This is a genomic window from Hydrogenophaga sedimenti (genome assembly GCF_051857515.1).
Classification (GTDB): Bacteria; Pseudomonadota; Gammaproteobacteria; order Burkholderiales; family Burkholderiaceae_C; genus Hydrogenophaga.
Window position 1 is genome coordinate 19,133 of sequence record NZ_JBPZHA010000002.1, and the last position, 11,491, is coordinate 30,623.

The following is an 11,491-nucleotide window of genomic DNA, read 5'->3' on the forward strand; positions in this document are numbered from 1 at the left end:
CAATAACCCTGCGGCGATGAGCACCACCCCGACCCTTCCGGCCTATCAGCGCGTCAAGCAGCATGTGCTGGAGCGCATCCAGAACGGGCAGTGGAAGGAGGGCGACGCGATCCCGGGCGAGGAAGCGCTGGCGCGCGAATTCGGCGTCTCGCGCATGACGGTCAACCGGGCGATCCGCGAACTGAGCGACGAACAGATCGTCGAGCGGGTGCAGGGCTCGGGCACCTATGTGGCGCAGCAGAAGTACCAGTCGACGCTGGTCGCGATCCGCAACATCGCCGAAGAAATCGCGGCGCGTGGGCACCAGCACCGCAGCGAACTGCACAGGCTCGAACGCGTGAAGGCGGGCGAGGCGCTGGGGCGGGCCTTTGGCGTGAAGCCCGAGGCGACACTGTTCCACTCGGTGGTGGTGCACTTCGAGAACGGCCAGCCGATCCAGGTCGAGGACCGGCATGTGAACCCCGAGGTCGCGCCGGATTACCTCGCACAGGACTTCACCACGCAGACGCCCAACGCCTACCTGATGCGGGTCGCGCCGCTGCAGGGCGTGAGCTTTGCGATCGAGGCCTGCCTGCCGCCGGCGGGCATCGACGAGATGCTGGCGATGCCGGCGAACGAGCCTTGCCTGGTGTTGCGGCGGCAGACGCGGTCGATGGGGCGGGTGGCGTCGGTGGCGGCGATGTGGCACCCGGCTTCGCGGTACCAGTTCACCGGGAGTTTTTGAGACTCCCCCCTGCGCCGCTGCCCTGGAACCAGGCCCCTGTCTCGGGATGGGCCTACATCGCCTTGAAGCGACCCGCGTAGAGCCGGCTGACCGGTATCCGCTCCTTCAACCCGCGCACTTCCAGGCTGAGCTTGCCGGCCTCGTCGCGGTGCACGCTGCGGATCGCGGTGGCACGCACCACGGTGCCGCGGTGCACCTGCCAGAACACGCTCGCGTCCAGCTGCGGCAGCAGGTCTTTGAGCGGGGTGCGGATCAGCAGCTCGGCCTCGCCGGTCAGGACCCGCACGTACTTGTCGGCGGCCTCGAAACACAGCACCTCGTCGACCGGCACCAGGCGGATCTGCTGGCCGACGCCGGCCTGGATCACGCGCAGCGGTTCGACCGCGGCGGTGCCCGACGGTGCGAGCAGCGCGCGCAGTTTCTCCAGCGTCGCGTCCAGCGGCACTTCGACGGCCGTTGAAGGTGTGGCCGGTGCCGCGCGCTGCGCCAGCAGAGCCTGCACCCGCTGCACGGTGCGCGCCAGCCGGTCGGCCTGTACCGGCTTGAGCAGGTAGTCGACCGCCTGCGCCTCGAAGGCCTGCACGGCGTACTGGTCGTAGGCAGTGACGAACACCAGGGCGGGAAACGGCGCACCGTCGGCAGGCCATTCGTCGGCCAGTTCGGCCGCGGCTTCGAGCCCGCTCATGCCGGGCATGCGGATGTCCATGAACACCACGTCGGGGCGCTGCGCCAGTGCCTGCTCGACCGCGGCCGCGCCGTGCCCGGCGGTGGCAATGATGCGCAAGTCGGGCCAGGCGCGCGCCAGTTCGGCCTGCAGCGCGGCGGCCAGCAGCGGTTCGTCTTCGGCGATCAGGGCGGTGGCGTTCATGCGGGTTCGGCGTGGTTCAGCGGCAGCGTGAGACGGATGGTGGTGCCCGCACCGGGGCGGCTCTCGACAGCCACGCGGCCCGGGCCGCCGGGCAGGCTGTCCATGCGCTCGCGCACCTGCGACAGGCCGAAGCCGCCGTCGCGGCGGGGTGTCGGGGTCGCCGTGGTGTCCATGCCGATGCCGGTGTCGGCGACCTCCAGGGTCAGCGTGTCGCCATCGCGGGCCGCGCTGACGGTGATGCGGCCGCCTTCGACCCGCGGCTCCAGCCCGTGGCGGATCGCGTTCTCGACCAGCGGCTGCAGCAGCAGCGGCGGCAGCGCCTGCGCCTGCAGATCCTCGGGCAAGTCGAAATCGAAAGCCAGCCGCGGGCCCATGCGCACCGCCATCAGTTCGAGGTAGTCGTTCAGGCGGGCGAATTCGTCGGCCAGCGTGTGCGGGCCGGTGGCGGCGTCGCTGCGCGAGGCACGCAGCGTGGCGCGCAGGTAGTCGTTGAGCCGGTCCAGCATCTGGATCGCGCGCGGCGGGTCGATGGCGATCAGCGCACGCAGGTTGGCCAGCGTGTTGAACAGCATGTGCGGCTCCAGCTGGCTCTCCAGCAGCTTCAGCCGCGCTTCGGTGGCCTGGCGGCGCAGGTCGTCGGCCTTGGCGCGCTGGTAGAAGCCCAGCACGAAGAAGCCCGAGATCACCAGCCCGGACACCCAGAAGCCCAGCAGGCGCAGCGGCGACTGGTGGACCATGTCCCAGGTCGATCGGCCCGCGTAGGCATCGCCGACGGCGGTGCCCAGCGCGTAGCCCACCGTGCTGCTGACCAGCAGGTAGCCCAGCATGCGCAGCGAGGGGGTCCAGTAGTGCGGTGGCGCGGTGCGCAGCCAGCGGCGCAGGGCGATGCGCACCGGATCGCTGAGGAACCAGATCGCCGTGCTGATCGCGTAGCTGTAGACCAGGGCGATGTCCAGCGGGTGCGTGCGAGCGCCGGAGCCCCAGAGGATGAGCGCGATCGCCAGCGCCACGGCCCAGACCACCAGCAGGCGGCGCAGGGTGCGTTCGCGCACGCCGGCCGGCAGCCAGCCGAACAGGCGGTTGGCGATCAGGCGCTTCATGGTGTGGTCATCTGGTTGGGGGCGGGTGGGACGCGGCGATTCTGTCACGCGCCTCCGGCCGCCGGATGCTGCCGGCGGGTGGCGATGCGCTCGCGCTCGGCCTCTACCATGCGTTCGCGCAGGCCGCTGCCGGTCAGCAGCACGCGCAGGCCGTGGATCGTCAATCCCAGCCCCCAGCCCAGCGCCACGCCGACCGGCAGGTGCCGGCCGTTCGCATAGGCCAGCAGGCTCAGGCCGCCGATGACGGCGAGGTAGACGGTGGCGTGGGTCAGCCAGCCCAGGCGGGTCTTGACGGTGCGGCGGGCCTGGCGGTCGAGATCGCGGGAGAGGTCGTTGGCGTGGGGGGTGTTCATGGTGGGCTCCTGGAAAAAGAGGGAAGAGGACGAAGTTGGGATCGGGTCAGGCGCAGGCCGGGGTGTCGGGCCGGCGGGCGGCCAGCTGCCACAGCGAGAACGGGCGGGCGGCGAAGTAGCCGGTGAGGGCGCCGTAGCCGGCACACATCGACAGGGCAAAGGCGGGTTCGAGGCGCAGGGTCGGCTGCATGGCGAGTTCGACGCCGATGCCGTACTTGAGGAAGAAGATCGCCAGGATGGTCAGCAGCGGCATCACGCTGCCGGGGACCACGAAGCGGTCGGTGACCGGGTCGTGGCTGGTGCCTGGGCGCGGGCCGGAGCGGGTGCCCAGCAGCATCAGCACCGCGACGGCGGCCAGCCAGACCAGCAGGCCGGGGGCCAGCCAGGGGCTGGACGACAGGTCCCGGGCCAGGCTGAAGAGCGAAAACAGCGCCAGGCCGATGGCCGGGGCCACGGCGCGGCGCCAGGCAAGACGCCGGGTGCGCAGCTGCGACACGCCCAGCAGGACCAGGGCGGCCAGCAGGCCCCAGACCCAGTGCGGGGTCTTCTGCACGATGGTCAGGGCGGCTTCGGGGTGGTCGGTGAGCAACTGGAACAGCATGGTGGTCTCCGGTGGGTGGGTCGATGGAACGCACTGTGCCGGTGGCCCGGCGCCGATGCCATCACGGCGGGACGGAACGGCCGGATCGGTGCGCGAAACGTTTCCTGACGGGAGCGAAACGCGGGCCTTCCTACAATCGCCCGTCCGGCTGCCCCCGCGGCGGCCACCCTTGTCGGACCTGAACAGGACCCTTTCCCCCATGCACCAACCGATTCCGTTGCGCCGCCGGCTGGGCCTCGGCGCCCTGATGGCGCTTGCGCTGGCCGGCTGCGGCGGGCTGCCGACCGGCCCGCGCCAGATCGACATCAGCGAGAGCCAGCTGCTGGCGCGCGTGTCCAGCCAGTTGCCGGTGAAGCAGCGTTACCTCGGCCTGTTCGAGGTCACGCTGGACCAGCCCCGCCTGCGCCTGTTGCCCGAAGAGAACCGCATCGGCACCGACGTGGCCTACCGCATCGAGGTCGCGCTGCCCGGCATGGCCGACATCAAGGGCCGGCTGGAGATGAGCTATGGCCTGCGCTTCGAGCCCGCGGACACCACGCTGCGGCTGTCGCAGGCGCGCATCGAGCGGCTGGACGTCGACGGGCTCAATGCCGCGCAGGCGGCGCAGGTCAAGAAGGTCGGTGGCCTGCTGAGCGAGGACCTGATGAAGGAGGCGGTGGTGCACCGCTTCAAGAAAGAAGACCTCGAATCGCTCGCGGGCCGGGGCTACAAGCCCGGCGCGATCCGCGTGGTGCCCGGCGGCCTGCGCATCCAGCTCGACCCGATCCAGTAACCCGGCCTAGAACATGGACCTCATTTTTCTGATCAAGACCGCCCTGATGGGCGTGGTGGAAGGACTGACCGAGTTCCTTCCGGTGTCATCGACCGGCCACCTGATCCTGGCGGGCTCGCTGCTGGGTTTCCACGACGAACGCGCCAAGGTGTTCGAGATCGCGATCCAGACCGGCGCCATCCTCGCGGTGATCATCGTCTACTGGCAGCGCATCCGCCAGACCATCATCGACCTGCCCAGCCAGCGGCAGGCGCAGCGTTTCGCCCTCAACGTGGTGATCGGCTGCGTGCCGGCGGTGGTGCTGGGCCTGCTGTTCTCCAAGGCCATCAAGGCGCACCTGTTCAACCCCACCTCGGTCGCGCTGGCCTTCATCGTCGGTGCCTTCGTGATCCTCTGGGCCGAGAAGCGGCCGGCGTCGGCCGTGCGCGTGCGGTCCGTCGACGAGCTCACGCCGGTCGATGCGCTCAAGGTCGGGCTGGCGCAGTGCTTCGGCCTGGTGCCGGGCACCAGCCGCTCGGGCTCGACCATCATCGGCGGCATGCTGTTTGGCCTCTCGCGCCCGGTGGCCACCGAGTTCAGCTTCTTCCTGGGCATCCCGATCCTGATCGGTGCCGGGGCCTACGACACCTACAAGGCGCGGGCGTTGCTGTCGGTGGCCGATGCGCCGATGTTCGCGGTCGGCCTGCTGTTCTCGTTCCTCAGCGCCTGGGTCTGCATCCGCTGGCTGCTGCGCTACGTCGCCAGCCACAGCTTCACGCCGTTCGCCTGGTACCGGATTGCCTTCGGGGCGCTGATCCTGCTGTCGGCCCACTTCGGCTGGGTCAACTGGACAGGGTGAAGCTGAACGTGGCGCCCTCGCCGGGGGCGCTGTGCGCTTCCAGCGCACCACCGTGGCGCTGGACGATGCGGCGCGCGGTCGCCAGGCCGATGCCCAGGCCGGCGAACTCGTTGTGCTGGTGCAGGCGCTGGAAGGGCTGGAACAGCTTGTCGGCGCGGCTCATGTCGAAGCCCGCGCCGTTGTCGCTGACGCAGATCTGCCGCTGACCCTCGTGCAGCCGGGTGAACACCCGGATCCGCGCATGCTCCGCGGCGGAGGTGTATTTCCAGGCGTTGTGCAGCAGGTTCTGCATCAGGGCCTCGATCAGCGGCGGATCGGCCAGCGCCTCGATGTCGGGCTCGACCGACCAGTCGACCCGGCGCTGCGCGTCCGAGGCCGCGAGCTCTTCCAGCTGGCGCTGCGCGATGCTGCTGACGTTCAGGGGCACGCGCTGCATCTCGCCGCGGCCGTACTGCGACAGCTTGAGCAGGCCGTCGATGAGTTCCCCCATCTTCTTGCTGGCGGCCATGATGCGCGCGAGGTGGTCGTGGTTGGTCGTGCCCAGGTCGGGGTGGTCTTCCTTGAGCGCCTGCGCGAAGCCGTTGATGATGCGCAGCGGTGAGCGCAGGTCGTGGGCGACCGCGTAGGAATAGCTCTCGAGTTCGTCGTAGGCCTGCTTGAGGGCCTGCGTGCGGTTCTCGATGCGCTGTTCCAGCGAGGCGTTCAGGCGCTGGACTTCCAGCTCGATCCGCTTGCGGTCGGTGACGTCCTGCGTGACGCCCAGCACGCGCACCGCGTTGCCTTTGTCGTCGCGCTCGAACTCGGCCTTCACCGCGTGCCAGTACTCGCGGCCCTCCAGCACCACGCGGTACTCGATCTCGTAGGGCGCCTCGCCCTTGACCGCCATGGCCCATTGCCGCTGGACCCTGGGGCGGTCGTCCGCATGGATGTGGTTGAGCACATCGCTGATCGCGTACTCGGTTCTCGGAAAGCTCAGGAATGTGTTGCTGCCCATCAGGCTGGCGATGCGACCGGTGGCCATGTCGGCCTGCCAGGCACCCATCTGGGCCAGTTTCTGCGCCTGGTCGAGCAGGTTCTTGCTGGTCCGCAACGCCTCTTCGGCCAGTTTCTGTGCGCTGATGTCCTGGGCCACGGAGATGAAGTAGTCCGGCTGCCCGTGCGACTTGCGCACCAGGGCCACGGTCAGCTGGGCCCACACGGTGTGGCCGTCCTTGTGGAAATAACGCTTGACCAGGGTGTAGGCCGAACGGCGGCCGGCCAGCGCTTCCTGCAGCATGGCCAGGTCGGGAGCCAGGTCGTCGGGGTGGGTGATGTCCTGGAAGCGCAGCGTCTCCAGTTCCTCCTTGCTGTAACCGATCATGTGGCAGAAGGTCTGGTTGGTGCGCAGCAGGTGGCCGTTGACGTCGACGTGGCTGATGCCCGAGGCCGCGTGCTCGAAGGTGTCGAGGAAGCGCTGCTGGTTCAGCTGCGCCTCGCGGATCACGTCGTGCATGCGCTGGTTCTGGCGCTGCATGAACCCGATGGTGCCGATCACCACCGCCTGCGTGGTCAGGTGCCAGGCATTGAGCCAGAAGGCCTCGGCAAGGTTGCTGATCGCCAGCCTGCCGTAGGGCTCGACCATGAAGAAGTTGACCAGCACCGTGCCCAGCAGGGCGCTCAGGACGCCGGGGCCCACGCCGCCGTACAGGGCCGACAGCGCCACGGCCAGCGAGGCGGTGACGAAGCGGCCACCCGAATCGGCCGGGGCCAGGGCAATGCGGATCCAGACCGCGAGCACCGTCAGGACGATGGCTGCACCGTGGCGCCGCCAGGCCGGCCGTCCATGCGGCAGCCAGCGCTGGTCTGGGACCCGGGACACATTGCCCGGGGCGTGCAGGTCGTTGGATCTGGCGCTCATGTCAGCGTCCGATCCTACTCCCGGGACGGAGCGTCAGCCTGACAGAGCCTGCAGGACGCTGTCGATGCAGGCGGCGGTGTCCTGCGGCCGTTCCATGGGGAACAGGTGGCTGCCCTCGACCATGCGCAGCCGCCCGGGGTGCGGGCCGACCAGGCGGTGGGTCATGGACATGCCGACCTGCTGCATTTCCAGCGACTCGGTGCCGCCCAGGAACCCGACCGGGCACGGCAGGGGATGGCGGCGCAGCAGGCGGTCCAGGTTGTGCGGCAGGGTGTTGTAGATCGCGGTTTCGATCTCGCGGTCGAACGCCAGCACGCGCTGGCGTCCGTGGGGGGTGTCTGCGTCGACCGTGCCGTGTTCGATGTAGTCGCGCAGCACCTGCGGGTCCCAGCGGGCGAAGGCCTTCTTGTGGGCGAAGTGGTCGAAGGCCGACTGCGCGTCGGACCAGGCGCTGCGGCGCTTGCGGCTGATCTTGCCGGGCGAGATCGAACCCACCAGCTGGGTGCGCTTGGCCAGTTCCAGCGCGCGGGCGCGCCAGCCGCCGAGCACCGGCGAGTCGATCAGCAGCACCCCGCGCACGCCGTGGCCGCCGAGCTGCGGATGCCGCGCGGCGCACATGAGGCTCAGGAATCCGCCCAGCGAATGGCCGACCAGCCAGGCCGGCCGGCCATGCTTCTCGATCTCGGGACCGGCGAAGTCGGCCAGCTGCTGCACCAGGTGCGGCCAGTTGCTGCTGACCGGGTACTTCGGGTCGTGACCGAACTTCTCCACCGCCCGCACCGCATGGCCCCGCGCCCTCAGCGACTTGAACAGCACGCCGTAGGTGCTGGCCGGGAAGCTGTTGGCGTGGGAGAAGATGATCAGGGACATCAGATCAGCTTTTCCTTGGGGTTGGTGATCTTCTTGAGGGGCAGGCTGCGCGTGTTGCAGCCCATGAGCGGCACGCCGGTCGGGGCGCCGTCCCAGACCGGGTCCTCGATGCTGTCGAACACCTCGCGCAGTTTCTGCCCCCAGGTGCTGTGGACCATGCGGAAATACGGGTTGTTCTCGTCGATGCAGGTGATGCGGTCGCTCTGCAGCTTGCCTGCTTCGTAGACCGCCATGTCCAGCGGCAGTCCGACCGACAGGTTGGACTTGAGCGTGCTGTCCATGGAGACCAGCACGCACTTGGCGGCTTCGTCCAGCGGTGTGTCGGGGGTGATCACGCGGTCCAGCACCGGCTTGCCGTACTTGGATTCGCCGATCTGGAAGAACGGCGTCTCGGGCGTGGCCTCGATGAAGTTGCCGGCCGAATAGACCTGGAACAGCCGCATGCCTTCGTTGCCGATCTGGCCGCCGAAGATCATGGAGACGTTGAAGTCCACACCGGCGCGCTTGAGCGAATCACCGTCGCGCTCGAACACATGGCGCACCGCCGAACCCAGCACGCGCGCGGCGTCGAACATGCTCCTGGCGTTCCAGATCGTGACCGGTGCTTCGTCTTCGTCGCCGGGCAGCTGCTCGACCTGCAGGATTTCCCGCACCGACTGCGAGATCGACAGGTTGCCGGCCGAGAGCAGGCACATGAAGCGGTCGCCCGGCTTCTCGTAGACGATCATTTTGCGGAAGGTGCTGATCTGGTCCAGGCCCGCGTTGGTGCGCGAGTCGGAGAGGAAGACCAGTCCGGCCTTGAGTTTGACGGCGACGCAGTAAGTCATGGTTTCGTGGCGAGTTTCTTGAGGGCGTACAACTGGTCCAGCGCTTCGCGCGGACTCAGGGTGTCGGGGTCGATGGCGGCCAGCGCGGCGAGCACCGGCGGGGTCTCGGGTTCGGGCGCGGCTGGTGGCGGCGCGAACAGGTCGACCTGCACGCGGCTGCTTTCGCTGTGCGCCTCCAGCGCGGCCAGTGCGTGCTTCGCGTGCTGCACCACGGCACCGGGCACGCCGGCCAGGCGCGCGACCTGGATGCCGTAGCTGCGGCTGGCCGGGCCGGGCTCGATCTGGTGCAGGAACACGATGCCGCTCTTGCCACCGCCTTCGACCGCGCTGACATGCACGTTCACCGCGCCGTGGTGGCCGGCCGGGAACTCGGTGAGTTCGAAGTAGTGGGTGGCGAACAGCGTGAAGCAGCGCGCCTTGTCGTGCAGGTGGGCGGCGATGCCGCCCGCCAGCGCCAGGCCATCGAAGGTCGAGGTGCCGCGGCCGATCTCGTCCATCAGCACCAGACTTTCGGGGGTCGCGGCATGCAGGATCTGCGCCGCCTCGGTCATCTCGACCATGAAGGTCGATTGCGCGTTGGCCAGGTCGTCGGCCGCGCCGATGCGGGTGTGGATGGCGTCGATCGGGCCCAGGCGGCAGCTCTGCGCGGGCACGTAGCTGCCCATGGACGCCAGCAGCACGATGACCGCGACCTGGCGCATGTAGGTGCTCTTGCCGCCCATGTTGGGGCCAGTGATGACCTGCATGCGCTGCTTGCCGCCCAGCACCGTGTCGTTGGCGATGAAGCTGCCACCGGTGGTTTCATTGAGACGCGCCTCGACGACCGGGTGGCGGCCACCGCGGATCTCGATGCTGGGCTCGGGCGCGAAGCTGGGCTCGTTCCAGTTCAGGGTCAGCGAGCGCTCGGCCAGCGCGCACAGCGCGTCCAGCGCGGCCATGGCGCGCGCCAGCTTCGTCAGCGGGTCGATCCAGGCCTGCAGTTCGTCGAGCAGCAGCTCGTACAGGTATTTCTCGCGCGCCAGCGCCCGGTCCTGCGCGGAGAGGGCCTTGTCTTCGAAGGCCTTGAGCTCGGGCGTGATGAAGCGTTCGGCGTTCTTGAGCGTCTGGCGGCGGCGGTAGTCGTCCGGCACCTTGTCGATCTGGCCCTGCGTGACCTCGATGTAGAAGCCGTGCACCTTGTTGAACTGCACGCGCAGGTTGGCGATGCCGGTGCGGGCGCGTTCGCGGGTTTCCAGGTCGATCAGGAAACCGTCGCAGTTGGTCTGGATGGCGCGCAGCTCGTCCAGTTCGGCGTCGAAGCCGTCGGCGATCACGCCACCGTCGCGCACCAGCGCGGCCGGTTCGGGCTGGATGGCTTGCGCCAGCAGCTCGGCGCAGCCGGGCGGCGGGGTCAGGTCGGACGCGATGCGCTGCAGCAGGGCCGGCGCGTGGACGCCCAGGCCGGCGGCCAGCGCCTTCGACAGGTGCATCGACCGCGCCAGCGTGGCCGTCAGACCCACCAGTTCGCGCGGCCGCACCTGGCGCAGCGCGGTGCGGGCGGTGATGCGCTCGACGTCGCTCGATCCCTTGAGTTCGGCCCGCAGCGTCTGCCACAGACCCCCGCGCAGCAGGCCGATGGCCGCCAGCCGCTCGCGCGCCTGCGTGCGTTCGCGGCGCGGCTCCAGCAGCCAGCTGCGCAGTGCGCGGCTGCCCATGCCGGTGTGGCAGGTGTCCAGCAGCGAGAACAGCGTCGGGCTGGTCTCGCCGCGCAGGGTGTGGGTGAGTTCGAGGTTGCGCCGGGTGTTCAGCGGCAGGTCGATCAGCTCGCCGCTGCGCGCCACCTGCAGGCTCTTGACGTGGGTGAGGGCGCGGCCCTGCGTGTGTTCGGCGTAGGCCAGCAGCGCGGCGGCCGCGGCGTGGGCATCCTTCAGTTCCTGCGCGTCCCAGGCGCCCAGGCTGGCGGCCTGCAGCTGCTCCAGCAGCTTGCGTTCGCCCAGTCCGCCGTCAAAGGCCCAGGCCGGCCGCACCACCGCGACCGCGCGCTGGCCGCTGGGCAGGGGCTGGGCTGTCAGCTGTTGCAGCGATTTCTCAAACGCAGGCGTGACCTCGGCGCTGTAGAGCAGCTCGCCGGGGCCGACGCGGGCGATCCAGTCGCCCAGTTCGTCGCTGGCGCACTGGGCCAGGAACACGATGCCCTGCGTGACCGACAGCCAGGCCAGGCCCATACCCTGGCGGGCGCCGGGGTGCACCGCCATCAGCATGGCTTCGGTCTTCTCGGACAGCAGCTCGGTGTCGGTCAGGGTGCCGGGCGTGACCACGCGCACCACCTTGCGTTCCACCGGCCCCTTGGCCGTGGCCACGTCGCCGACCTGCTCGCAGATCGCGACCGACTCGCCCAGCTTGATCAGGCGCGCCAGGTAGCTCTCGACCGAGTGGAACGGGACGCCGGCCATGATCACCGGCTCGCCGGCCGACTGGCCGCGCTGCGTGAGCGTGATGTCCAGCAGCCGCGAGGCCTTTTCGGCGTCGGCGTAGAACATCTCGTAGAAATCGCCCATGCGGTAGAACAGCAGCGTGTTCGGATGCCCGGCCTTGAGGGCCAGGTACTGCTGCATCATTGGGGTGTGGCGGTCCAGCGGGGCGGTCAAGGCGGGCTCGGAAA

The 11,491-nt window shown here is 69.3% G+C and carries 11 protein-coding genes; 3 read left to right on the forward strand and 8 right to left on the reverse strand.

The genetic code is table 11. The features are described from left to right. Positions 1–16 precede the first annotated feature (16 nt). Positions 17–724, forward strand: a complete 708-nt coding sequence (gene hutC / locus ACS5NL_RS02770) for a histidine utilization transcriptional repressor HutC (protein WP_439352062.1) — start codon at positions 17–19, stop codon at positions 722–724. 52 nt (positions 725–776) lie between these two features. On the opposite strand, the gene ACS5NL_RS02775 is transcribed toward hutC, so the two are convergent. From ACS5NL_RS02775 to ACS5NL_RS02790, 4 genes are read right to left on the reverse strand one after another with little or no spacing between them, the layout of a single operon-like run. Further along, a complete protein-coding gene (locus ACS5NL_RS02775) occupies positions 777–1,592 on the reverse strand; it encodes a LytR/AlgR family response regulator transcription factor (RefSeq protein WP_439352063.1) in 816 nt (271 codons plus the stop codon). Next, on the reverse strand, positions 1,589–2,692 hold the full coding sequence (locus ACS5NL_RS02780; RefSeq protein WP_439352064.1) for a sensor histidine kinase: 1,104 nt from the start codon (positions 2,690–2,692) through the stop codon (positions 1,589–1,591). The genes ACS5NL_RS02775 and ACS5NL_RS02780 overlap by 4 nt, the downstream gene beginning before the upstream one ends. Before the next feature lie 44 nt (positions 2,693–2,736). Next, positions 2,737–3,045 carry a 2TM domain-containing protein gene (locus tag ACS5NL_RS02785; protein WP_439352065.1) on the reverse strand — a complete coding sequence of 103 codons (309 nt, stop codon included), beginning with the start codon at positions 3,043–3,045 and terminating at the stop codon, positions 2,737–2,739. Between the two features lie 46 nt (positions 3,046–3,091). Continuing rightward, positions 3,092–3,646, reverse strand: a complete 555-nt coding sequence (locus tag ACS5NL_RS02790; protein WP_439352066.1) for a DUF6622 family protein — start codon at positions 3,644–3,646, stop codon at positions 3,092–3,094. A gap of 199 nt (positions 3,647–3,845) precedes the next feature. Here ACS5NL_RS02790 and ACS5NL_RS02795 point away from each other — a divergent pair, with 199 nt between their 5' ends. Beyond that, entirely contained in the window at positions 3,846–4,418 is a 573-nt protein-coding gene (locus ACS5NL_RS02795) for a hypothetical protein (protein WP_439352067.1), read from the forward strand. 13 nt (positions 4,419–4,431) lie between these two features. Further along, positions 4,432–5,256 (forward strand): undecaprenyl-diphosphate phosphatase, encoded by an 825-nt coding sequence (locus tag ACS5NL_RS02800; protein ID WP_439352068.1) that lies wholly within the window; start codon positions 4,432–4,434, stop codon positions 5,254–5,256. Here ACS5NL_RS02800 and ACS5NL_RS02805 read toward each other — a convergent pair. The 4 genes from ACS5NL_RS02805 to mutS are packed head-to-tail and all read right to left on the reverse strand — an operon-like array spanning position 5,240 to position 11,447. Next, positions 5,240–7,153, reverse strand: a complete 1,914-nt coding sequence (locus ACS5NL_RS02805; RefSeq protein ID WP_439352069.1) for a PAS domain S-box protein — start codon at positions 7,151–7,153, stop codon at positions 5,240–5,242. The two genes, ACS5NL_RS02800 and ACS5NL_RS02805, sit on opposite strands and share 17 nt — an antisense overlap. 33 nt (positions 7,154–7,186) lie before the next feature. Beyond that, complete coding sequence (locus ACS5NL_RS02810; RefSeq protein WP_439352070.1) at positions 7,187–8,023, reverse strand: alpha/beta fold hydrolase; 837 nt, start codon at positions 8,021–8,023, stop codon at positions 7,187–7,189. Then, positions 8,023–8,850: a proteasome-type protease gene (locus tag ACS5NL_RS02815; protein ID WP_439352071.1), complete on the reverse strand. Its 828-nt coding sequence runs from the start codon at positions 8,848–8,850 to the stop codon at positions 8,023–8,025. Before ACS5NL_RS02815 ends, ACS5NL_RS02810 begins: the two co-directional genes overlap by 1 nt. Next, complete coding sequence (gene mutS / locus ACS5NL_RS02820; RefSeq protein ID WP_439352545.1) at positions 8,847–11,447, reverse strand: DNA mismatch repair protein MutS; 2,601 nt, start codon at positions 11,445–11,447, stop codon at positions 8,847–8,849. The genes ACS5NL_RS02815 and mutS overlap by 4 nt, the downstream gene beginning before the upstream one ends. Positions 11,448–11,491 lie beyond the last annotated feature (44 nt).